A 22025-nucleotide genomic window follows, 5' to 3' on the forward strand; every position below is an offset into this window, starting at 1 on the left:
GCCGTTGTAAACCCCTCTGAGTGTTTTGCGTGCGTTTACGTAACTCTTCCGGCCGAGAACCGGTTCGTCGGCTACGACCATTACGGTGACCGGTTTCGGTCCGGTAGGGTTTGGCCGTATGAATACGGGGAGTGACAAGCCGGGTGAGGCTGTCGTGACACCAGATGAGACCGGGGCCGGTGAGGCGCCGAACGAGCGGGAGCTCGGGTCGAGAGCACCGGAATTCATCAAGGCGCGCCGCGTGCTGCACATGAGCTGGCAGGTCTGCGTGTTCATCGTGGGCCTCGCCGTGGTGGTCGCCGGCATCATCATGCTGCCGCTGCCCGGGCCCGGCTGGCTGGTGATCTTCGGCGGTATGGCGATCTGGGCGACCGAGTTCGTCTGGGCCCAACTGGTGCTGCGTTGGACGAAACGCAAGGTCACCGAGGCGGCACAGCGCGCGCTCGACCCCAAGGTGCGTCGCCGCAACATCATTCTGACGACGATCGGCCTGGTGATCATCGCGGTTCTCGTGGGGATCTACGTATGGAAGTTCGGGCTGGAAATGCCCTGGAAGATCAAGGATCAGTGATCCGGGGCGTGTCCGAGGCACCCCCTGACATGGGGTAATGTTCTCTCTGCGTCCGGGCGATTAGCTCAGTGGGAGAGCGCTTCGTTCACACCGAAGAGGTCACTGGTTCGAACCCAGTATCGCCCACCGGATCAAGTGCGGCCCTGTCCACGGAATCGTGGGCAGGGCCGCACTCGTCGTTTCCGGGCAGGGCTTCGGTGGCGCTCGTGGGACTCACAGGGGGGTTCGTTTCTGTGACCCGTCGACTCCGCCGCATCCCCTCCCCACCTCTCTCCCGCGGCCCCTCGCGTCGCCCCATGCTCACCCGAGGAGGTCACGCTGAGCCTCCGGGAGAACGTCCTTCGGCGCCCGCGGACCCTCCGCCGCGCCACTCCTTCAACCTCCGTCGCTCCCGGCTCCAACTTCCCACCAGTGAGGCGCATTTCGGCCCGGCGCCAAATAATCACGGGCGGCCCGCCGCTGTTCGACCAGTCGACCCCAGCCGCCTCACCTGCGACGTCAACCCCCTTTGTGGGTACGGGAGTCGACTCGTGCACCCCCTGCCGTCGGCCCGCTCACAGAAAAATCCTGTCCGAATCATTGACGCATTCCGAGCCCCTCCGTAGCTTGTGCCAGCAAGCGCTTACTTGAAACGATTCACGCAGGCGCCAATGACGTCGCGGGGAGGGCCCGACTATGCCTAAGAACGGGAATGTTGAGAGGCGAACGATCCTCAAGGCGGCCGGAGCCTCGGCCGCCGCGCTGGGGCTGGCGGCCACGACCGGGTGCGGTGGTGACAGCGGTGCCGGGGACGGGAATGTGACGCTCCGTTATGCATGGTGGGGCGGCGAGCCGCGCACCATCGCCATCAAGAAGACGATCGCGCTCTTCGAGAAGAAGTACCCGAAGATAAAGATCAAGCCGGAATTCACCGACTACGAGGCGTACTGGGAGAAGTTCCAGACCCAGGCCTCCGGTGGTAATCCGCCGGACGTTTTCCAGAATGCGGTCGGATTCCTGCGCAAGTACGACAAGCGTGGCGTTCTGCTGGATCTCAAGACGCAGGCGGACGCCGGGAATCTGAACCTGGAGAACTTCCGCAACGGCGTTCTGGCGAACGGTCAGGTCGACGGCAAGCAGATCGGCATCCCCGTCGGCGCCAACACCATGGCGCTCGTCATCGACCTCAAGGCCTTCGAGAAGGCGGGCGTCGAGGCGAAGTTCGGCTGGACCTGGGACGACTACTTCGCCGCGCTGCAGAAGATCCAGGACAAGCTGAAGATCGCCGGTGACACCGGCTACTTCGCCATCATGTACCTCTACGACCTCTACCTGCGCCAGAACGGCAAGGCCTTCTTCACCGACACCGACCTCGGCTTCACCGAGGACGATCTGACGCAGTGGTGGACGGACGGCTACAAGCGCGTGAAGTCCGGCCTGGTCGCCGACCCCAAGAAGATCGAGCAGGTGAAGCCCAAGTCCGGTCTGTCGGCGGGCCTCGCCGCGTCGGAATTCACCTGGGACAACTTCTCCATCCGGTACGAGGGCGAGGGCGAGTCCGACTACGGCCTCGCGCCGATCCCCACCACCGACGGCAAGGCCACCGGCCAGTACCTCGGTTCGCTGATGCTCAGCGGCTTCTCCGGGACAAAGCACCCGAAGGAGGTCGCCCAGTTCATCAACTTCATGGTCCACGACCCCGAGGTCGGCAAGATCATGGGCTACGACCGGGGCATCCTCGCCACCACCGAGCAGTTCGACGCCTTCAAGCCGACCGACCCCAACAACAAGGGTGTCGCCGCCTACGAGGACGAGGTCGCCAAGGCCGGCGTCCTCGGGAAGATCACCCCGCACCCGTCCGGCGCGGACGTCATCGAGGCGGCCTTCCTGCGCATCGGCGGTGAGGTCGCCCAGGGCAAGACCAAGCCGGCCGACGCCGCCAAGGCACTGTTCGGCGAGGCCAAGGCCGCGTTCGCGGGCTGAGGGGACGTACCACCATGACGCTCGTCAAAGAAGCGCCCGCGCCCCCGGCGCAGAAGCGGTCCGCCGCTCCTGACGCCGGGCGGCGCGGGCGGCGCCGCGAGAACCTCGCCGGCTATCTCTTCATGTCGCCGTGGATCGCGGGGTTCCTGCTGCTCACGGCGGGGCCGATGATCGCGTCGCTGTACTACGCGTTCACCAGCTACAACCTGTTCACACCGCCCAAGTGGGTGGGGCTGGACAACTTCACGACGATGTTCCAGGACCCGCGCTGGCAGAAGTCGGTCGAGGTCACCCTGAAGTACGTCGTCGTGGCCACACCGCTGAAGCTGCTGCTGGCCCTCGGAGTGGCGCTGCTGCTCGCGCAGAACCGGCGCGGTCAGGCCCTGTACCGGGCCGCGTTCTACATGCCGTCGCTCATCGGGGCCAGCGTCTCCGTGGGCTTCGTCTGGCGGGCGCTGTTCTCCGACGACGCCGTGGTGGACCGTACGCAGAAAGTCTTCGGGCTCGATGTCGGCGGCTGGATCGGCAACCCGGACTACGTTCTCTACGCCCTGGTGGCGCTGAGCATCTGGCAGTTCGGCGCACCGATGGTCATCTTCCTGGCCGGGCTCAAGCAGGTCCCGCAGGAGCTGTACGAGGCCGCCGAGATGGACGGCGCCGGCCCCTTCCGGCGGTTCTGGAACATCACGCTGCCGATGATCTCCCCGGTGCTGTTCTTCAACGTGCTGCTGGAGTCCATCCACGCGTTCCAGGTGTTCGGTTCTGCCTATGTCGTCTCCGACACCAGGTGCGGGCCCGCCGACGCGACCCTCGTCTACACCTGCTACCTCTACCAGAAGGGCTTCAAGGAGTCCCAGATGGGCTTCGCCTCCGCGATGGCCTGGACGCTGGTGGTCGCGGTGGCGCTTGTCACGGCGGTCCTGTTCTGGTCGCAGAAGAAGTGGGTGCACTACGAGGAGGCCGGCAAGTGACCACCGCCACCAGTCCTGTTGCGAACACCGCCAACGAGCGGCGGCGCATCGGATCCCTCGCCTGGCACGTGGGCGCGCTCCTCGTGCTCGCCGTCGTCCTCTACCCGGTGATCTGGGTGCTCGGCGCCTCGTTCAAGCCGAGCAAGGACATCATCGCCAGCCTCGACCTGCTGCCCACCAAGCCGGTCTGGGCGAACTTCTCCGGGCTCGCCGACGGCATCTCCGGCATCGACATCACCAGCTTCTTCACCAACTCGCTGATGTACGCGGGCCTGGCCGTGGTCGGCGTGGTGATCTCCAGCTCGCTGACCGCGTACGCCTTCGCCAAGATCCGGTTCGCCGGGCGGAACCTGCTGTTCACGCTGATGATCGGCACGCTGCTGCTGCCGTATCATGTGCTGCTCATCCCGCAGTACGTGCTGTTCCGCAACCTCGGTTACATCGACACGCTCGTGCCGCTCGTCGCGGGCAAGTTCCTCGCCACGGAGGCGTTCTTCGTCTTCCTGATGGTGCAGTTCATGCGCGGGCTGCCGCGCGAGCTGGACGAGGCCGCGAAGCTCGACGGGTGCGGGCATCTGCGGACCTACTGGTCGATCGTGCTGCCGCTGAGCCGCCCGGCCATCATCACCAGCGCCATCTTCACCTTCATCAACGCGTGGAACGACTTCATGGGGCCGTTGATCTACCTCAACACCCCCTCCAAGTACACCGTTTCGCTCGGCCTGATGATGTTCCGCGACCAGGAGGGCATCTCCAACTACGGCAGCATGATCGCCATGTCGCTGGTGGCGCTGGTGCCGGTCGTCGCCTTCTTCATGGCCTTCCAGCGCTACCTCATCGACGGTATGGCGACCTCCGGACTGAAGGGCTGAGGCGGCCACCATGGCCCAAGCACGCGTGAAGGAACGCGCCCCGCGCAAGGAGTCCCTGTTCGGCGAGCGCTTCGCGGTCTTCGCCGAGTGTCTGCTCACCGGCGTGTGGATCGCCGTGGCCGGTCTCGGCGTCGTCACCTACCCCGCGGCATTCGCCGCCGGGGCACGGCATCTGCGGCGTCGTACGACCCATGTGGGCGGCGGCCGACGGGAGTTCGTCGCGGACTTCCGGGCCGCCCTGCGCGGCGGCTGGCTCGTCGGGCTCGCCGGCTGGGCGCTGGCCGCCGCGGTCTGGGTGGACGTCCTGGCCGCGCGCGCCGGGCTCCCCGGCGGGCCGTTCGTCGGGGCCGTGGGCATCTTCGCGCTGATCGGCGCCGCCGTGGCCCTGCTGCGGGCGGCGGCCGTCTGGACGCCGGGCGCCTCCTGGCGGGTGCTGCTCACGGACGCCGGGCGCCGCACCGTCCGCGATCCCGCCGGGTCCTTCCTGGTCGTCTGCGGGCTGGCCGTCGTGGCTCTGTCCGCGGGGTTCCTGCCGCCGCTGGCGGTTCCCGTCCTCGGGGCCGTCGCGGCGGCGGCCCTCGCCGTGGAGCAGCGTTACCAGCACCGCTGACGGGCGGTGCCCTCGCACAAGGCCGGCGCCTCGAGCGCCGTACCTCTCTCCGTCATGCCCCTCTCCGTCATGCCCCTGACCACCTCCGCATCCGCACGCACAGGAAAGGCCGGTCTCCCATGTCTCCCATCCCCCGCAGGTCACTCCTCAAGGCCGCCGCAGTCGCCGGAGCCGCCGCCCAGTTCAGCTGGGCCCTAGGAGCGAAGGACGCGCAGGCCGCGCCCAGAGCCGCCGAGGCCGCCACCGACCCGGTGACCCTGGACTGGCTGGAGGACGGCGGCCTCGGCGCCGCCCCCGGGTCCACGGTCGGCGTGCCCTGGCCCAAGGGCACCTACGACGCGGACCAGACCTTCGCGCTCACCGACGCCTCCGGTAAATCCGTCCCCGTACAGTCGTGGCCGCTCGCCTACTGGCCCGACGGCTCCCTCAAATGGACCGCGCACGCCGTGAGTTCGGGCAACGGCAAGCTGACGCTCGCCGCCGGAACCCCCGAGGCCCCCGCCGCGAAGGTGACCGTCGACAAGAGCGGCGGAACCATCGACATCTCGACCGGTGTCATCACCGCACGCATCGGCAAGTCCGGCTCCACGCTGGTCAAGTCGGTGACCCGCGGCTCCACCGAGATCGCGAAGAACGGGCGGCTCGTCCTCATCCGTCAGCCCGAGATCGAGGACGAGGACCAGGGCGCCACCAAGTTCGAGCGCTTCGACAGCGCCATCGACAAGGTGGAGGTCGAACAGGAAGGCCCCGTCAGGGCAGTTGTCCGCATCGACGGCAAGCACCGCAAGGGCAGCCGCAGTTGGCTCCCCTTCTCCATCCGCCTCTACTTCTACGCCGGCGCCGACTCCTTCCGCATGGTCCACACCATCACCTACGACGGCACCCAGGAGCCCGGCAAGGCCAGCGGCGACTTCATCCGCGGCCTCGGGGTCCGCTTCAGCGTGCCGATGCGGGACGCCTCGTACGACCGGCACATCCGGATCGGCGGCGACGGCACCGGACTGCTGCGCGAGGCCGTCAAGGGCATCACCGGACTGCGCCGCGACCCCGGAGCTGCCGTCCAGGCGGCCCAGTTCGCGGGGCAGAAGCTGCCCGACCCCTCGACCTGGGACCAGCGGGTCACCACCCGCCTCCAGTACATCCCCGAATGGGGCGACTACACCCTGTCCCAGCTCTCCGCCGACGGCTACACCCTCCGCAAGCGCACCAAGAAGGGCCACGGCTGGATCGCCGCCGGCGGCGGCAAGCGGGCCTCCGGGTTCGGTTACGTCGGCGGGGCCAGTGGCGGATTCTCCTTCGGCCTGAGGGACTTCTGGGAGAAGCACCCCGCCCAGCTCGACATCCGCGACGCCCAGACCGACGAGGCCGAGGTCACCCTCTGGCTCTGGTCGCCCGAGGCCCAGCCGATGGACCTGCGCTTCTACCACGACGGCATGGGCCAGGACACGTTCGCCGAACAGCTCGAAGGCCTCAACATCACCTACGAGGACTACGAGCCCGAGTTCGGCACGCCCTACGGCATCGCCCGCACCTCCGAACTCCTCTTCTGGGCCAACGAGTCGACCCCCAGCCCCGAGAAACTCGCCGAACAGGTCGAAGCCGTACGGGTGCTGCCGCAGCTCGCCGCCCCGCCCAAGCAGCTCATCAAGGCCCAGGTCTTCGGCCCCGGCCTCTACTCCGAGCCCGACCGCTCCACCCCCGCCAAGGCCAAGATCGAGGACCACCTCGACTTCCTCTTCACCTACTACAAGGACCAGGTGGAGCAGCGCCGCTGGTACGGCTTCTGGGACTACGGCGACATCATGCACACGTACGACACCGCCCGGCACCAGTGGCGCTACGACATCGGCGGCTACGCGTGGGACAACTCCGAACTGTCGCCCGACCTCTGGCTCTGGTTCGCCTACCTGCGCTCGGGCCGCGCCGACATCTTCCGGTTCGCCGAGGCGATGACCCGCCACACCGGCGAGGTCGACGTCTACCACCTCGGACAGTGGGCCGGCCTCGGCACCCGCCACGGCGTGCAGCACTACGCCGACAGCGCCAAGCAGCAGCGCATCGCCAACACCACCTACCGGCGCTACTACTACTTCCTCACCGGTGACGAACGCGTCGGCGACCTCATGCACGCCAACGTCGACAGCGACGAGACCTTCCTCGCCCTGGACCCGCTGCGCAAGATCCGCACCGAGCCCTACACCCCCGACCGGCACGCCCTGTCGATCGGCTTCGGCACCGACTGGAGCGGTCTGGTCTCGGCCTGGCTGACCGAGTGGGAGCGCAAGGGCCCCAAGTGGGAGAAGGCCAAGGCGCGCGTCCTGTCCACCATGGAGACCATCGCCGCCCAGCCCAACGGCTTCGTCCAGGGCAGCGGGCTGTACGACCTCGACACCGGGAAGTTCGCCGTCGCCGCGACGCCGGTCGTCGGCGTCTCGCACCTCTCCGCCGTCTTCGGACTCAATGAGCTGTGCGCCGAACTCATCGACCTGGTCGACATGCCCAAGTTCAACGAGGCGTACTTCGACTACTGCCGCTACTTCAACGCCACCAAGGCCGAACAGGCGGCCCGCTACGGCTCCAACTTCGGCACCCTGCTGCTCTTCCAGGGCCACTCGCGGCTCGACGCGTACGCGGCCGTGAAGACCGGTGACGCGAAACTCGCCGCACGCGCGTGGGACAAGTTCTACAACTCCGACGGCTACCGGGAGTCCGCTCCCTGGAAGACCGAGCAGATCAGTGGCCCGGTCGCCCTCGTCCCGGGCAGCGAGGCCACCTGGGTGGCCACCAACGACACCGCCCTCTACGGCCTCGCCGCCATCGAGAACCTCGCCCTGCTGGGCCACAAGATGCCCTCGTAGCGCGACACCGCGTTCCCGCCCCCGTCGCACAGCGCGCGGCGGGAGCGGGAACGCGGGCACACTCCACCCATGGACTGGAGCCACTACCGCTTCCGCACCTCGTGGACCCTCACCGCACCACCCGACCTCGTGTACGCGGCCCTCGAGCAGGCCGAGGACTACCCCCGCTGGTGGCCGCAGGTACGCGAGGTCGACCGCGTCGACGACACCAGCGGAATCGTCCGCATCCGCTCCCTGCTGCCGTACGACCTGATCTTCACCGCCCGCGAGGTGCGCCGCGACCCGGCCGCCGGAGTCCTGGAGATCGCCATGAGCGGCGACCCCGACGGCTGGGCCCGGTGGACCCTCACCGCAGCCGGCTCCGGCACCCTCGCCGACTACGACCAGGAGGTCGACGTCACCAAACCCCTCCTGCGCCGCCTGGCCGTGCCCGGCCGGCCCTTCTTCCGCGCCAACCACGCCCTGATGATGCGCGCGGGACGGCGCGGACTGACCGCACACCTCCAGGCGGGCTGAACGCGGGGGCCTCGCACGAAGCGGTTTGAACGAAGCCCGTCCGGACCTGTATTGTTCGGTGCGTTCCCGGGCGATTAGCTCAGTGGGAGAGCGCTTCGTTCACACCGAAGAGGTCACTGGTTCGAACCCAGTATCGCCCACCGGGATAAAGCCGGTCCGTCATCGACGGACCGGCTTTTTCGTGCGCCCGCTCACGCCGCCGCCGGCATCTCCGGGCGCAGCGGCCACGCCGGGTCGACCGCCTCCGGCGTGCCGCTCTTCGCGAACCACGCCTGCAGGCCGCGGGCCTGCGCCGCGTGCCACACGGCCTGGAGCGTGTGCAGCTCGGCGGGGGAGAGGCGCTCCAGCCGGGTCGCGAACCGGCGCCCGACCGCCCGTACGACCTCCAGGGAGGCCATCGCGTCCGCCGCCGCGTCATGGGCGCCCTCCAGCGTGACGCCGTAGTGCGCGCACAGGTCCGTGAGGGTGCGGCGGCCCTTGCGGTAGCGGTCCAGATGCTTGTCCAGGACCCGGGGGTCCAGCACCAGCAGCGGTGCCGACTCGAACCAGCGATCGAGCGACGAAGCGCGATGGCGGCGCAACTCCCGGTCCAGCATGGTCAGATCGAACGGCGCGTTCATGATGACCAGCGGGCGGCCCGCCGCGGACTGCTCCGCCAGCGCCCGGGCTATCTCCTCCACCACAGGGGACGGCCAGCGGCCGTTGCGCTGCAGATGTTCGTCCGTCAGCCCGTGCACCGCCGTCGCCGAAGCGGGTACCGGCACACCCGGGTTGATCAGCCAGCGGCTGATCCTCGGCCGGACGGCCGGACCTTCCTGGACCACGACGGAAGCCGACACGATCCGGTCGGTCTCGACGTCCACACCCGTGGTCTCCGTGTCGAACGCGGCCAAAGGGCCCTCGTACCAGCACGTCATACCTATGCAACTCCTCGTTCACCCACGGCAGCTGACGCACCGTCTTCTGCCCGTTTGGTGATACCCGGGCTGTTTGCGCCGTACGCCGGAAGGAGACAACAGAGGTACAGGTTTACGCACTTCAATGGCCTGTCATGGTAATTCGACCGGTTTGGAAGGCATTTGGTCATGGCGATAGCGCAGCCCGAACGGGGCGGGCTGCTGCCCGAGCGGACGGCGGCACCCCATCGAGGCACCCTCGCCACCACCGCCTGCATGGAGACACTGCAGGTCGGCTATCTGCACGCCGTCGCCGCCGCGGCCGGCTGCTCGCTGTCCCAGCCCTTCCCCGACAACGGCATCGACTGGCACGTCAGCCACGGCTCTCCCGGGCACACGGTCGACGACGAGGTCACCATCAAGGTCCAGTTGAAGTGCACCTACCAGATCGCACCGAACCCGCCGGGCCCGTACTTCTCCTTCACGCTCGACAACGCCCACCTGGCGAAGCTCGCCCGCACCCCGGTCTCGGTGCACAAGATCCTGGTCGTGATGCTCGTACCGCGCTCGCAGGACGACTGGCTGCGCGCCGGCCACGACCGTCTCGACCTGCGGCACTGCTGCTACTGGATCAACCTGGCCGGCCAGCGGATCACCGGCCGGTACCGGACCACCGTGCGCATACCGACCTCACGCATCTTCGACGACCGCGCGCTCTGCGAGATCATGACGCGCGTCGGGACGGGAGGCAGACCGTGACGCACCGGCCGGGCGAGGAGCCCCTGCGGCCCGTCCGCCCGCACCCTGTGGACACCACCTGGCACGACGAACCGCCCCCACCCGAGCAGGTCGACCCCGCCGTACTCGGCGCCCTGCTGCGCCGCCACGGCTGGCAGCGGCGCGGCGGAGCCGTCGGACGGTACGGCCGCTGGACCCCACCCGGGCCCGGCGGCCACGGGACGAGCCTGCTCGTGCCCGAGAGCCGGGCCTTCCCCGACAGCGACGACCTGCTCGCCGAGGCCCTCGTCGCACTCACCCGCAGCGGATCGCCCGCCGCCCGTGAGGTGCTCGTCGGCCTCGCCGTACCCAGCGACGAGATCCGCTGGTGGCGAGACGTCCCGACCGGCCCCGCGGGGGTCGCCTCCTGGCCCGTCGAGGAACAACTGCGCTCGGCCGCCCGCCGGATGATGCTCGCCGGAGCGCTCGCCACACGCGCGCGTGCCGGCTACTACGGCGCCCGCCACCGCAGGACCGCGGACGCCCTCCTCGACCACGTACTCGTCGGCGCCGCCCCCGCCGGACGCAGCCTCACCGCGTTCGTCCCCGTCGGCACGGGCCGCCCCCTCGCCGTACGGCTCCACCAGGCCCTGTACGCGGCCCGGGAGGCCATCGACTACCACCGGGCCACCGGCGGCATGGACGCCTTCGACGGCGCCGTGGAGGCAGGCGTCAGCCACGAACTGACGGAGGCCCTCGTCGCCCTGGTACGCGGTGCGGAGGGCGCCAGGATCGCCGTCGAGTGGGCACCCGGCGCCGACGTCCCCGAAGGCTGCTCGGTCGGCGCCGAACCCGTCGAGTTCTCGCCCGGCGACCTGCCCGCCCTGCGCGCGGCAGGCTCCCGCTATCTGCGCGAGGAACCGTCGGTCGCGGTCAGGATCACCGGCGCGGTGGTACGGATGCGCAGGTCGGGGCCGCGCGGTGAGGGCGCCGTACGGCTGCGGGTGCTGGCCGGCGCCGAGATCCCGCACGTCCGGATGACACTGGACGAGGAGGCGTACCGGATCGCCGGGCACGCCCATCTGATCGGGCTGCCGGTGCGCGTGCACGGCCGACTCGAGAGCCGGGGCGGCTTCCGCCGGCTGACCCAGGCCTCCGGACTCGTACCCGTCCAGGTCGACGAGGCGGAGCGGGACCGGCTGCTGAAGTCGCTGCAGGAGAACCTCGACTTCTTCGAGGAGGCGTGCAGCGGGGACGACTGAGGGCTGTGGGCTGTGGGCCGTGGTTGCAGGGGGCTTCCGCTATCTGTTTCGCGGTGGGCGGGCATGGGTCGGTACGATCCCTACCTGCGCGCGCTCCCGGTATGGCGCCGCACCCACCTGCAGTCAGGAGAGACCGGTGTCAGACGTCCGTGTGATCATCCATCGCGATTCCGAGCGGGAAGAGCGCGTGGTGACGACGGGGACTACGGCCGCCGACCTCTTCGCCGGCGAACGTTCCATCGTCGCCGCGCGCGTGGGCGGGGAGCTCAAGGACCTCGCGTACGTCGTGGCGGACGGCGAGGAGGTCGAGCCCGTCGAGATCTCCTCCGAGGACGGCCTGGGCATCCTGCGCCACTCCACCGCCCACGTCATGGCCCAGGCCGTGCAGGAGCTGTTCCCCGAGGCCAAGCTCGGCATCGGCCCGCCGGTCAAGGACGGTTTCTACTACGACTTCGACGTAGAGAAGCCGTTCACGCCCGAGGACCTCAAGGTCATCGAGAAGAAGATGCAGGAGATCCAGAAGCGCGGTCAGCGGTTCTCCCGCCGTGTGGTGACCGACGAGGCGGCTCGCGAGGAGCTGGCGTCGGAGCCGTACAAGCTGGAGCTGATCGGCATCAAGGGCTCCGCCTCCACGGATGACGGCGCGGACGTCGAGGTCGGCTCCGGCGAGCTGACCATCTACGACAACCTCGACGCGAAGACCGGCGAGCTGTGCTGGAAGGACCTCTGCCGGGGTCCGCACCTGCCGACCACCCGGAACATCCCGGCGTTCAAGCTGATGCGTAACGCCGCCGCCTACTGGCGGGGCAGCGAGAAGAACCCGATGCTCCAGCGCATCTACGGCACCGCCTGGCCCACCAAGGAAGAGCTGAAGGCGCACCTCGACTTCCTCGTCGAGGCCGAGAAGCGCGACCACCGCAAGCTGGGCAACGAGCTGGACCTGTTCTCCATCCCGGACCAGATCGGCTCCGGCCTCGCCGTCTTCCACCCCAAGGGCGGCATCGTCCGCCGGGTGATGGAGGACTACTCGCGCCGCCGGCACGAGGAGGAGGGCTACGAGTTCGTCTACACCCCGCACGCCACGAAGGGGAAGCTCTTCGAGACCTCGGGCCACCTGGACTGGTACGCCGACGGCATGTACCCGCCCATGCAGCTCGACGAGGGCGTGGACTACTACCTCAAGCCCATGAACTGCCCGATGCACAACCTGATCTTCGACGCGCGCGGGCGCTCCTACCGTGAACTGCCGCTGCGCCTCTTCGAGTTCGGAACCGTGTACCGGTACGAGAAGTCGGGCGTCGTGCACGGCCTCACGCGCGCGCGGGGTTTCACCCAGGACGACGCGCACATCTACTGCACCAAGGAGCAGATGGCGGAGGAGCTCGACAAGACGCTTACCTTCGTCCTGAACCTGCTGCGCGACTACGGCCTCACCGACTTCTACCTCGAACTGTCCACCAAGGACCCGGAGAAGTTCGTCGGGTCGGACGAGATCTGGGAGGAAGCCACCGAGACGCTGCGCCAGGTGGCCGAGAAGCAGGGACTGCCCCTGGTGCCGGACCCGGGTGGCGCTGCTTTCTACGGGCCGAAGATCTCCGTCCAGGCGAAGGACGCGATCGGGCGTACCTGGCAGATGTCGACCGTGCAGCTCGACTTCAACCTGCCGGAGCGGTTCGACCTGGAGTACACGGGTCCGGACGGTTCCAAGCAGCGGCCGGTGATGATCCACCGCGCCCTGTTCGGCTCCATCGAGCGGTTCTTCGCCGTGCTCCTCGAGCACTACGCGGGCGCGTTCCCGGCGTGGCTGGCGCCTGTTCAGGCGGTCGGTATCCCGATCGGCGACGGACACGTGGAGTACCTGCAGAAGTTCGCCGCCGAGGCGAAGAAGCAGGGGCTGCGGGTCGAGGTGGACGCGTCGTCCGACCGTATGCAGAAGAAGATCCGCAACGCCCAGAAGCAGAAGGTGCCGTTCATGGTCATCGTCGGCGACGACGACATGAACGGTGACACGGTGTCCTTCCGCTACCGGGACGGTTCGCAGGAGAACGGCATTCCCTTCGCGGACGCTCTCGCGAAGATCGCGAAGGTCGTCGAGGAGCGGGCGCAGGTCTGAGTCCGGAGAGTGAGGTGAGGGCCTCCGGGAAGCACGGCTTCCGGGGGCCCTTCCCTCTGCTCGCCCCGGCGACACGCCCCCGACAGGCGAAGCAATATGCTGCATGGCATGACGAGTGAGCCGGAGCAGCAGATCGGAGTCGGGACACAGGACGCGTTTCAGCGCCTGTGGACGCCGCACCGGATGGCGTACATCCAGGGCGAGAACAAGCCGACCGGTCCAGGTGCCGACGACGGCTGTCCCTTCTGCTCGATCCCGGCCAAGTCCGACGAGGACGGCCTCGTTCTCCGGCGCGGCGAGCAGGTCTACGCGGTGCTCAACCTGTACCCGTACACGGGTGGCCATCTGATGGTCGTGCCGTACCGGCATGTCGCCGACTACACGGATCTGACGGACTCCGAGACCGCCGAACTGGCCGAGTTGACCAAGCAGGCGATGACGGCGCTGCGCCGGGCGTCCGGCGCGCACGGGTTCAACATCGGGATGAACCAGGGCACGGTCGCGGGCGCGGGCATCGCGGCCCATCTGCACCAGCACATCGTCCCGCGCTGGGGCGGCGACACGAACTTCATGCCGGTGGTGGGCCACACGAAGGTGCTGCCACAGCTGCTGGGGGACACCAGGAAGATGCTGGCGGAGGCGTGGCCTGCTGATTCCTCCGGTGCCTGAGAAGCAACGGGGTCCGGGGGCTGTGCCCCCGGAGCCTCACGCGTCGTAGGCGTCGGCCTTGCGCGGCATCGGATCCTGTACCGCCGTGCTGAGGAACGACGACCGCGTGCCGAACTTCTCCGTGTCGACGCCGTTGTCGTCCAGGACCTTGATCGCCGCCGCGTGCACGACCCGCAGCACCGGCGTCGCCGCCCGCAGTACGTCGTCGGCCATGAACCGGTGCGGCCAGGGCTGATCCGCCCAGGAGTGCCGCAGGCCGAACGGCTCCGGCAGGGTCAGTGAGCCGCCCAGCCAGTTCAGCAGCGGCGGGTACCAGGTGAGAGGTGCGCGCGCGGCGAGGCGTACGACCTCGTCGGCGTCGACCAGGGGCAGCTTCACCTTGCGGGTCTCCCAGAACCTCACCGACTTCTGCACCTCCTTCTCCTTGGCCGCGGGCTTGCTGGTGAAGAGGGAGTGCACAGGACCGAGCGCGTGTCCGGTCAGCTCGATGCGCAGCGTCTCGTGCAGCACGGTCACCGTGATGAGCATGGTGATGATCAACTGCCCGCTCCACAGCGTCCACTGGACGCCGAGGTAGTGCCGCTGGCCGTCGCCGAACTGCTGCTTGTTGCAGATGTCCTGTATGGCGTGGTTCTTGATCTGGTAGGCGTCGACGTCCGTGCCGCTCGGCCGGGAGACCTCCGTGGCGCCGGCGCCGACGGGTGTGACGATCCAGTGCTTCAGGGTCGGCTTCGGGAACCCGCCGGTGTTGAGCGGGCCGCGTTCCAGCATGCGCAGCTGGTCGTGGATGGAACGTATGACGTCCCAGCTGCGGAAGGGGTGGATCTCCTTGGCCGGGTCGCGGGGGACCAGGTTCTCGGCGAGCTGCCAGCTGCCCCACCGGGTGCCCATGCCGAGTATGCCCTTGTGGCCGGCGTAGAAGACGGAGTTGGACTGCTGCTCCGCGCTGAGCCGGGCCAGTTCCTTGCGCAGGTGTTCGGCGGCGGTCTCGCCGGGGCTGCCGGGGACCGCCTCGGGGATCTTGGCGCCGACGCCACCGCCGGAGAGCAGGGCGTCCCAGCGCTCGCGCAGGTCCTTCGCGGTGCGCTCGCAGATCTGCTTGGCCCACAGCCAGCCGACGACGGGCAGGACGACGCACGCGCGTGCGTACAGGGCCCAGAAGCCGGTGAACGGCATCTTGATCAGGAAGATCACGGCGAAGGCGCCGACCGCGACGAGAAGGGTGGTCGCGATCGCGGAGGCCCGCTTGTCCTCGCGTTTGGCGATGTTCGCGCGGCCGATGAAGACCAGCAGCCACAGCAGGAGCCCGGGGAGGAAGAGCACTCCGCACAGCACCATCACCGCGGAGAGCCAGTTGTCGCGGTCCCGCCGGATGCGATGGGCCGCGAGGGCGTGCTCGACGACGACCTGGGGTTCGGTGCCGAACGACTGGATGAGGGGCTTGCGGCCGGCGCCGAGCATGCGGTCGATCACGGCCCGGGAGAAGGCCTCACCGAGTTTGGGACGGAAGATCTTGGCCCATGGGCCTCGGGGTCCCTTCACCGTCGACTTGTGCCACTCGTTGTCGGCTTCCAGGATCTTGGTGACCTCGTCGTCCTCACGGTAGGCCGCCGAGGCCAGCGCGAAGGTCGCCGCCGTCTGCCCCGCGGAACCCGACAGGGGCACCTGCGCCCCGGGACTGAAATCGAAACCGTCGTCCGCCACTGTGCCGCCCCCTCGCCGCCGAACCCGCTTCTGCGGCTTTCCCGACTTCCTTGCTCCGCACACCTGTTGAACAGGTCATCACGTTGATCGAGTCTCAACTTGATCAGGTGATCAGCGTATCCGCAGCCACCGACAATTGGGTGGCGGACGGCACAAGCCGTCCGCCGATGTGGAGGAGATCGTTCCGTTGAGGCCGCCTGACGGGTCCCGGCCGTCAACTACGAGGCGTTTTTGGCCTGTTCACGAACCTTCTCCGCGACCTGCGGCGGCATCGGCTCGTGCCGCGCGTACTTGCGGTCGAAGCGGGCGGTGCCGTGCGAGAGGGACCGCAGATCGACGACGTACCGGTCGATCTCGATCTCGGGCACCTCGGCGCGTACGAGGGTCCGCCCGCCGCCCGCCTGCTCGGTGCCGACGACCCGGCCGCGCCGTCCGGACAGGTCGCTCATCACGGGCCCCACGTAGTCGTCGCCGACGAGCACCGTCACCTCGGCCACGGGCTCGAGGAGATGGATCTTCGCGTCGGCGGCGGCCTCGCGCAGGGCGAGCGCCCCGGCGGTCTGGAACGCGGCGTCGGAGGAGTCCACCGAGTGCGCCTTGCCGTCGAGGAGGGTGACCCGTACGTCGATGAGCGGATAGCCGGCGGCGACTCCCTTGCCGGCCTGGGCCCGGACGCCCTTCTCCACGGACGGGATGAACTGCCTGGGTACGGCGCCGCCGACGACCTTGTCCACGAACTCGATGCCCGAGCCGCCCGGCAGCGGCTCGACCTCGATCGCGCAGATCGCGAACTGCCCGTGCCCGCCGGACTGTTTCACATGGCGTCCCCGTCCCGCCGACGGGCCGCCGAACGTCTCCCGCAGGGAGACCTTGTGCGGGACGACGTCGACCTGGACGCCGTACCGGTTGCGCAGCCGGTCCAGGGCGACGTCCGCGTGGGCCTCGCCGAGGCACCACAGGACCACCTGGTGGGTGTCGGGGTTCTGTTCGAGCCGCATGGTGGGGTCCTCGGCGACGAGCCGGCCGAGGCCCTGCGAGAGCTTGTCCTCGTCCGCCTTGCTGTGCGCCCGGATGGCGAGCGGCAGCAGCGGTTCGGGCATCTCCCAGGGTTCCATCAGGAGGGGGTCGTCCTTCGCGGAGAGGGTGTCGCCGGTCTCCGCGCGGTTCAGCTTCGCCACGCAGGCCAGGTCGCCCGCGATGCAGTGCGTGAGCGTGCGCTGCTGCTTGCCGAAGGGCGTGGACAGGGCGCCGATCCGTTCGTCGGCGTCGTGATCCTCGTGGCCGCGGTCGGCGAGGCCGTGCCCGGAGACATGGACCGTCTCGTCGGGCCGCAGGGTGCCGGAGAAGACGCGGACGAGCGAGACCCGGCCCACGTAGGGGTCGCTGGCCGTCTTCACGACCTCCGCGACCAGCGGGCCGTCCGGATCGCACAGGTTCAGCTCACGCGGGCGGCCGTCCACCGTGGTGACCCCGGGCGCCTCGCGCTCCAGCGGGGTCGGGAAGCCCCTGGTGACCAGCTCCAGCAGCTCGACCGTACCGAGGCCCTGCCGGGCGCCCTCGGCGGCCGGAGCGGCGGCGAGCACAGGGAAGAAGGTCCCGCGCGCGACGGCCCGTTCCAGGTCGTCGATCAACGTCTTGACGTCGATCTCCTCGCCGCTCAGATAGCGGTCCATGAGGGTCTCGTCCTCGCTCTCCGCGATGATCCCCTCGATGAGCCGGTTGCGGGCCTCCTGGATGCCCGGGAGCTGTTCGGGCGCCGGGTCGGTCTCCTTGCGCTCCCCGGAGGAGTAGTCGAACAGCTTCTGCGACAGCAGTCCGGTCAGCCCGGTCACGGGCGCGTGCCCGTCGGGCCCCGGCGTGCCGTGCAGCGGCAGATAGAGCGGCAGGACGGCGTCGGGGTCGTCCGCGCCGAAGACCTCCGCGCAGGTGCGTGTCATGTCGTCGAAGTCCGCGCGCGCGGACTCCAGATGCGTGACCACGATGGCCCGCGGCATGCCGACCGCCGCGCACTCCTCCCACACCATCCGGGTCGAGCCGTCCACCCCGTCCGAGGCCGAGACGACGAAAAGGGCCGCGTCCGCCGCGCGCAGACCGGCCCTGAGTTCCCCGACAAAGTCGGCGTATCCGGGAGTGTCCAGGATATTGATCTTGTATCCGCCCCATTCGACGGGTACCAGTGAGAGCTGTACCGAGCGGTGCTGCCGGTGCTCGATCTCGTCGTAGTCGGAGACGGTGCCGCCGTCCTCCACCCGGCCCGCCCGGTTGACGGCTCCCGCGGTCAGCGCGAGAGCCTCCACCAGGGTCGTCTTGCCCGATCCGGAGTGGCCGACCAGCACCACATTCCGTACGGACGCGGGGTGGTCGGCCGCTGTAGCTCTGCCGGCGGCTCCGGGGTGTGTGTTCGCCTTGTCGCCCATGGTCCTGCCTCCCGTGCACGGTGAGGTCACTGTGGGCGCGGACGTTCCGGATCCGCGTGCGGTGGCGGCACCGATGACGCCCGCGGTGCTTTCGAGCTTGGCACTGGTGGCACGGTGCGTCCATACGACGGACGCGATGGCGCGGACGGGGAAGGGAAGGCGTGGGATGTCACGCGCGCGGTGATGGCTGCCCCGACATCCCGTTGTGACCCGGATGCCGTCAGGACGTGACACGGGGCGCGGGTGCCCGAACGTCGCACATGCGCGCGCGTGGCTACGATGGGCCAGCCGGTGGCCAGTAGGGGCCGCGCGGCAAAACCGACCCTCGGGAAGGCCATGCTGAACAAGTACGCGCGTGCATTCTTCACGCGTGTCCTCACACCGTTCGCCGCGTTTCTCATCCGCCGGGGCGTCAGCCCCGACACGGTCACGCTCCTCGGCACCGCCGGAGTGATCGCGGGCGCGCTGGTCTTCTACCCCAGGGGAGAGCTCTTCTGGGGCACGATCGTCATCACGCTGTTCGTGTTCTCGGACCTCGTCGACGGCAACATGGCGCGCCAGCTGGGCCGTTCCAGCCGCTGGGGCGCCTTCCTGGACTCCACCCTCGACCGCGTGGCCGACGGCGCGATCTTCGGCGGGTTCGCGCTCTGGTACGCGGGCGGGGGCGACGACAACGTCCTGTGCGCGGTCTCGATCTTCTGTCTGACCAGCGGCCAGGTGGTCTCCTACACCAAGGCGCGCGGCGAGTCGATCGGCCTGCCCGTCGCTGTCAACGGCCTGGTGGAACGTGCCGAGCGCCTGGTGATCTCGCTGGTCGCGGCCGGTCTCGCGGGGCTGCACAAGTTCGGGGTCCCGGGCATCCAGTACCTGCTGCCGATCGCCCTGTGGATCGTCGCCGTAGGCAGCCTCGTCACGCTGATCCAGCGCGTCGTCACGGTCCGCCGGGAGTCCGCGGAGGCGGACGCGGCGGCCTCCCAGGGCACCGCTCAGAGCAGCGAGGCGGCCTCGTGACCGACCTGCGGGGGCGACTGACGGACGGTGCCTACGCGGCCGGCTGGAGCGCAGTCAAGAGGCTCCCCGAGCCCGTCGCCGTCCGGCTCGGTCAGACCATCGCCGACCTCGCCTGGAAGCGGCGCGGAGAGCGCGTACGACGGCTCGAGTCGAACTACGCGCGCGTGGTGCCCGACGCGACACCTGAGCGGCTCGCCGAACTGTCCCGTGCGGGCATGCGTTCGTATCTGCGGTACTGGATGGAGTCGTTCCGTCTCCCGGCGTGGAGCCCGGAGCGCGTGCGGACGGGCTTCGACCCGGAGGGCCTGCACAACCTGACCGACGGTCTGGCCTCGGGGCGTGGGGTGATCCTCGCGCTTCCGCACCTGGGCAACTGGGACCTGGCCGGTGCCTGGGTCACCACCAAGCTGGAGACGCGGTTCACGACGGTCGCCGAGCGTCTGAAGCCGGAGACCCTGTACGACCGTTTCGTCGCCTATCGCGAGGGCCTGGGCATGGAGGTCCTGCCGCACAGCGGCGGCAGCGCGTTCGGCACCCTGGCGCGGCGGCTGCGGGACGGCGGCCTGGTCTGCCTGGTCGCCGACCGGGACCTGTCCGCCTCCGGTGTCGAGGTCAAGTTCTTCGGCGACGCGGCCCGGATGCCCGCGGGTCCGGCCCTGCTGGCCCAGCAGACGGGCGCGCTCCTGCTCCCCGTCACCCTGTGGTACGACGACTCGCCGACCATGCGCGGACGTGTTCATCCGCCGATCGAGGTACCCGAGACAGGTACGAAGGCCGAGAAGACGTCTGTCATGACACAGGTGCTGGCCGATGCCTTCGCCACGGGAATCGCCGACCACCCGGAGGACTGGCACATGCTTCAGCGGCTGTGGCTCGCGGATCTCGACCCCGCGAAGGACCCCGAGAAGAACACCGGGAGCGGACAGGCCGTCGCGGCGGACCCCGAGAAGGGGACCCCGTGAAGATCGGCATCGTCTGCCCGTACTCCTGGGACGTGCCGGGTGGCGTCCAGTTCCACATCCGCGATCTGGCCGACTACTTCATCCGCCTGGGCCACGACGTCTCCGTCCTCGCTCCCGCCGACGACGACACCCCGCTCCCGCCGTACGTCGTCTCCGCCGGCCGCGCGGTCCCGGTGCCGTACAACGGCTCGGTGGCCCGGCTGAACTTCGGCTTCCTGTCGGCGGCCCGGGTGCGGCGGTGGCTGCACGAGGGCGAGTTCGACGTGATCCACATCCATGAGCCGGCCTCGCCCTCGCTGGGTCTGCTGGCCTGCTGGGCGGCCCAGGGCCCGATCGTGGCCACCTTCCACACCTCGAACCCGCGCTCCAGGGCCATGCTGGCCGCGTACTCGATCCTCCAGGCCGCCCTCGAGAAGATCAGCGCCCGGATCGCGGTGAGCGAGTACGCCCGGCGGACGCTGGTGGAACACCTGGGCGGCGACGCGGTCGTCATCCCGAACGGAGTCGACGTCGACTCCTTCGCCGGGGCCAAGCCGAAGCCCGAGTGGCAGGGCGACACGATCGGCTTCATCGGCCGCATCAACGAACCCCGCAAGGGCCTGCCGGTCCTCATGAAGGCGCTCCCGAAGATCCTCGCCGCGCGCCCCTCGACAAGGCTGCTGGTCGCGGGCAAGGGCGACGAGGAGGAGGCGCTGGAGGGCCTGCCGCCGGAGCTGCGCTCACGGGTCGAGTTCCTGGGCATGGTCAGCGACGAGGACAAGGCCCGCCTGCTGCGCAGCGTGGACGTGTACATCGCCCCCAACACCGGCGGGGAGAGCTTCGGAATCATCCTGGTCGAGGCGCTGTCCGCGGGCGCCCCTGTACTGGCCTCGGACCTGGACGCCTTCGCCCAGGTCCTGGACCAGGGGGCGGCGGGCGAGCTGTTCCCGAACGAGGACGCGGACGCGCTGGCCGACGCGGCCGTACGGCTCCTGGGCGACCCGGACCGCCGCGCAGAGCTGCGGGAACGGGGCAGCGCCCATGTGCGGCGCTTCGACTGGTCGACGGTGGGCGCGGACATCCTGTCCGTGTACGAGACGGTGACGGACGGTACGACAGCCGTCGCGGCGGACGAGCGGACGGCGACGGGGCTGCGGGCGCGACTGGGGCTGGCGCGGGACTGAGCGAGGCCTCAGCCGGGCGCACGAGGGGGCCGCGGCCGTGAACGGTAACCTTGCCGCCCGTGACCGCAACCCTCATCTGGATCCTTGTCGCGCTCGTCGCGATCGGCCTCTACCTGAGCTGGACCGCCGGGCGGCTCGACCGTCTGCACGCCCGCATCGACGCCACGCGCGCGGGCCTCGACGCGCAGCTGCTGCGCAGGGCGTCCGTCGCGCAGGAGCTGGCGACGTCGGGCGTCCTCGATCCGGCGGCCTCGATCGTGCTGTACGAGGCGGCGCACGCGGCGCGGCAGGCCGAGGAGGAGCAGCGTGAGGTCGCCGAGAGCGAGCTGAGCCAGGCGCTTCGGGCCGTCTTCGCGGAGGCGGGGCAGGTCGAGGCGGTGCGGGAGGCTCCCGGTGGGGAGGCAGCGGCGGGGGAGCTGACCGAGGCGGTGCGTCGGGTGCCGATGGCTCGGCGGTTCCACAACGATGCGGTGCGGGCGGCTCGGGCGTTGCGGCGGCATCGCAAGGTGCGGTGGTTCCGGCTGGCGGGGCACGCGCCGTTCCCCCTGGCCTTCGAAATGGACGACGAACCCCCGACGGCCCTGGCGGAGCGCACACCGGCGTAGAACGGGTTTTCTTCGCCCCCGCCGCCCCTACCCGTCCCATCCTTCTCGGGGGGGCGGCGAAACCGAGGAGTTCGGTGCTCGCGGTGTCCAGCCACTGGAGGTCGTCGGCGACGACGAGTACGGGGCCCTTGGCGGCCAGGGCGCGC

At 69.4% G+C, this 22025-nt stretch carries 18 protein-coding genes and 2 tRNA genes; 17 read left to right on the forward strand and 3 right to left on the reverse strand.

Going from position 1 to position 22025, the window contains the following annotated elements:
* Nucleotides 1-118 precede the first annotated feature (118 nt).
* The 9 genes from ABZ855_RS11860 to ABZ855_RS11900 all read left to right on the forward strand — a co-directional run bounded on the left by ABZ855_RS11860 (nucleotide 119) and on the right by ABZ855_RS11900 (nucleotide 8500).
* Nucleotides 119-571 (forward strand): TIGR02611 family protein, encoded by a 453-nt coding sequence (locus tag ABZ855_RS11860; protein WP_360804916.1) that lies wholly within the window; start codon nucleotides 119-121, stop codon nucleotides 569-571.
* A gap of 54 nt (nucleotides 572-625) precedes the next feature.
* Nucleotides 626-697 (forward strand) — tRNA-Val (locus ABZ855_RS11865).
* 549 nt (nucleotides 698-1246) lie between these two features.
* Nucleotides 1247-2533: an extracellular solute-binding protein gene (locus ABZ855_RS11870; RefSeq protein ID WP_360804835.1), complete on the forward strand. Its 1287-nt coding sequence runs from the start codon at nucleotides 1247-1249 to the stop codon at nucleotides 2531-2533.
* Nucleotides 2534-2547: 14 nt separating this feature from the next.
* Nucleotides 2548-3504: a sugar ABC transporter permease gene (locus ABZ855_RS11875; protein WP_360804838.1), complete on the forward strand. Its 957-nt coding sequence runs from the start codon at nucleotides 2548-2550 to the stop codon at nucleotides 3502-3504.
* Nucleotides 3501-4376: a carbohydrate ABC transporter permease gene (locus tag ABZ855_RS11880; RefSeq protein ID WP_360804841.1), complete on the forward strand. Its 876-nt coding sequence runs from the start codon at nucleotides 3501-3503 to the stop codon at nucleotides 4374-4376. Before ABZ855_RS11875 ends, ABZ855_RS11880 begins: the two co-directional genes overlap by 4 nt.
* Nucleotides 4377-4386: 10 nt before the next feature.
* The gene (locus ABZ855_RS11885) at nucleotides 4387-4986 is read left to right on the forward strand and encodes a hypothetical protein (protein ID WP_360804844.1); all 600 of its coding nucleotides are present in this window, start codon (nucleotides 4387-4389) and stop codon (nucleotides 4984-4986) included.
* 119 nt (nucleotides 4987-5105) lie between these two features.
* Nucleotides 5106-7844 (forward strand): Tat pathway signal sequence domain protein, encoded by a 2739-nt coding sequence (locus tag ABZ855_RS11890; RefSeq protein ID WP_360804847.1) that lies wholly within the window; start codon nucleotides 5106-5108, stop codon nucleotides 7842-7844.
* Between the two features lie 69 nt (nucleotides 7845-7913).
* A complete protein-coding gene (locus ABZ855_RS11895) occupies nucleotides 7914-8360 on the forward strand; it encodes an SRPBCC family protein (RefSeq protein WP_360804850.1) in 447 nt (148 codons plus the stop codon).
* 68 nt (nucleotides 8361-8428) lie between these two features.
* Nucleotides 8429-8500 (forward strand) — tRNA-Val (locus tag ABZ855_RS11900).
* 51 nt (nucleotides 8501-8551) lie between these two features.
* Here ABZ855_RS11900 and ABZ855_RS11905 read toward each other — a convergent pair.
* Nucleotides 8552-9277 carry a 3'-5' exonuclease gene (locus tag ABZ855_RS11905; protein ID WP_319208152.1) on the reverse strand — a complete coding sequence of 242 codons (726 nt, stop codon included), beginning with the start codon at nucleotides 9275-9277 and terminating at the stop codon, nucleotides 8552-8554.
* A 168-nt stretch (nucleotides 9278-9445) separates the two neighbouring features.
* Here ABZ855_RS11905 and ABZ855_RS11910 point away from each other — a divergent pair, with 168 nt between their 5' ends.
* The 4 genes from ABZ855_RS11910 (at nucleotide 9446) to ABZ855_RS11925 (ending at nucleotide 14017) form a co-directional block, all read left to right on the forward strand.
* Nucleotides 9446-10015 (forward strand): DUF4365 domain-containing protein, encoded by a 570-nt coding sequence (locus tag ABZ855_RS11910; RefSeq protein WP_319208153.1) that lies wholly within the window; start codon nucleotides 9446-9448, stop codon nucleotides 10013-10015.
* Nucleotides 10012-11235 (forward strand): hypothetical protein, encoded by a 1224-nt coding sequence (locus ABZ855_RS11915; RefSeq protein ID WP_360804854.1) that lies wholly within the window; start codon nucleotides 10012-10014, stop codon nucleotides 11233-11235. The genes ABZ855_RS11910 and ABZ855_RS11915 overlap by 4 nt, the downstream gene beginning before the upstream one ends.
* Before the next feature lie 136 nt (nucleotides 11236-11371).
* A complete protein-coding gene (gene thrS / locus ABZ855_RS11920; protein ID WP_360804857.1) occupies nucleotides 11372-13348 on the forward strand; it encodes a threonine--tRNA ligase in 1977 nt (658 codons plus the stop codon).
* A gap of 96 nt (nucleotides 13349-13444) precedes the next feature.
* Nucleotides 13445-14017 carry an HIT domain-containing protein gene (locus tag ABZ855_RS11925; RefSeq protein WP_360804860.1) on the forward strand — a complete coding sequence of 191 codons (573 nt, stop codon included), beginning with the start codon at nucleotides 13445-13447 and terminating at the stop codon, nucleotides 14015-14017.
* Nucleotides 14018-14053: 36 nt separating this feature from the next.
* On the opposite strand, the gene ABZ855_RS11930 is transcribed toward ABZ855_RS11925, so the two are convergent.
* Both ABZ855_RS11930 and ABZ855_RS11935 read right to left on the reverse strand, forming a co-directional pair.
* Complete coding sequence (locus ABZ855_RS11930) at nucleotides 14054-15721, reverse strand: hypothetical protein (RefSeq protein WP_360804863.1); 1668 nt, start codon at nucleotides 15719-15721, stop codon at nucleotides 14054-14056.
* A gap of 218 nt (nucleotides 15722-15939) precedes the next feature.
* Nucleotides 15940-18138, reverse strand: a complete 2199-nt coding sequence (locus tag ABZ855_RS11935; RefSeq protein WP_360804866.1) for an elongation factor G-like protein EF-G2 — start codon at nucleotides 18136-18138, stop codon at nucleotides 15940-15942.
* 279 nt (nucleotides 18139-18417) lie between these two features.
* Here ABZ855_RS11935 and pgsA point away from each other — a divergent pair, with 279 nt between their 5' ends.
* From pgsA to ABZ855_RS11955, 4 genes are read left to right on the forward strand one after another with little or no spacing between them, the layout of a single operon-like run.
* Nucleotides 18418-19149, forward strand: coding sequence for a phosphatidylinositol phosphate synthase (pgsA, locus tag ABZ855_RS11940; protein WP_360804919.1), 732 nt, complete (start codon nucleotides 18418-18420; stop codon nucleotides 19147-19149).
* The gene (locus ABZ855_RS11945; RefSeq protein WP_360804869.1) at nucleotides 19146-20111 is read left to right on the forward strand and encodes a phosphatidylinositol mannoside acyltransferase; all 966 of its coding nucleotides are present in this window, start codon (nucleotides 19146-19148) and stop codon (nucleotides 20109-20111) included. The genes pgsA and ABZ855_RS11945 overlap by 4 nt, the downstream gene beginning before the upstream one ends.
* The gene (locus ABZ855_RS11950; RefSeq protein ID WP_360804872.1) at nucleotides 20108-21274 is read left to right on the forward strand and encodes a glycosyltransferase family 4 protein; all 1167 of its coding nucleotides are present in this window, start codon (nucleotides 20108-20110) and stop codon (nucleotides 21272-21274) included. Before ABZ855_RS11945 ends, ABZ855_RS11950 begins: the two co-directional genes overlap by 4 nt.
* Nucleotides 21275-21333: 59 nt before the next feature.
* A complete protein-coding gene (locus tag ABZ855_RS11955; protein ID WP_360804875.1) occupies nucleotides 21334-21879 on the forward strand; it encodes a hypothetical protein in 546 nt (181 codons plus the stop codon).
* Nucleotides 21880-22025 lie beyond the last annotated feature (146 nt).

This window comes from Streptomyces sp. NPDC047042 (assembly GCF_040644035.1).
Classification (GTDB): domain Bacteria; phylum Actinomycetota; class Actinomycetes; order Streptomycetales; family Streptomycetaceae; genus Streptomyces.

Excerpts from the sequence above, each read along its gene's own strand:
- ABZ855_RS11860 (WP_360804916.1), top strand. The coding sequence starts at position 119 with ATGAATACGGGGAGTGACAAGCCGGGTGAGGCTGTCGTGACACCAGAT.
- ABZ855_RS11870 (WP_360804835.1), top strand. The coding sequence starts at position 1,247 with ATGCCTAAGAACGGGAATGTTGAGAGGCGAACGATCCTCAAGGCGGCC.
- ABZ855_RS11875 (WP_360804838.1), top strand. The coding sequence starts at position 2,548 with ATGACGCTCGTCAAAGAAGCGCCCGCGCCCCCGGCGCAGAAGCGGTCC.
- ABZ855_RS11885 (WP_360804844.1), top strand. The coding sequence starts at position 4,387 with ATGGCCCAAGCACGCGTGAAGGAACGCGCCCCGCGCAAGGAGTCCCTG.
- ABZ855_RS11890 (WP_360804847.1), top strand. The coding sequence starts at position 5,106 with ATGTCTCCCATCCCCCGCAGGTCACTCCTCAAGGCCGCCGCAGTCGCC.
- ABZ855_RS11895 (WP_360804850.1), top strand. The coding sequence starts at position 7,914 with ATGGACTGGAGCCACTACCGCTTCCGCACCTCGTGGACCCTCACCGCA.
- ABZ855_RS11905 (WP_319208152.1), bottom strand. The coding sequence starts at position 9,277 with ATGACGTGCTGGTACGAGGGCCCTTTGGCCGCGTTCGACACGGAGACC.
- ABZ855_RS11910 (WP_319208153.1), top strand. The coding sequence starts at position 9,446 with ATGGCGATAGCGCAGCCCGAACGGGGCGGGCTGCTGCCCGAGCGGACG.
- ABZ855_RS11925 (WP_360804860.1), top strand. The coding sequence starts at position 13,445 with ATGCTGCATGGCATGACGAGTGAGCCGGAGCAGCAGATCGGAGTCGGG.
- ABZ855_RS11935 (WP_360804866.1), bottom strand. The coding sequence starts at position 18,138 with ATGGGCGACAAGGCGAACACACACCCCGGAGCCGCCGGCAGAGCTACA.
- pgsA (WP_360804919.1), top strand. The coding sequence starts at position 18,418 with ATGGGCCAGCCGGTGGCCAGTAGGGGCCGCGCGGCAAAACCGACCCTC.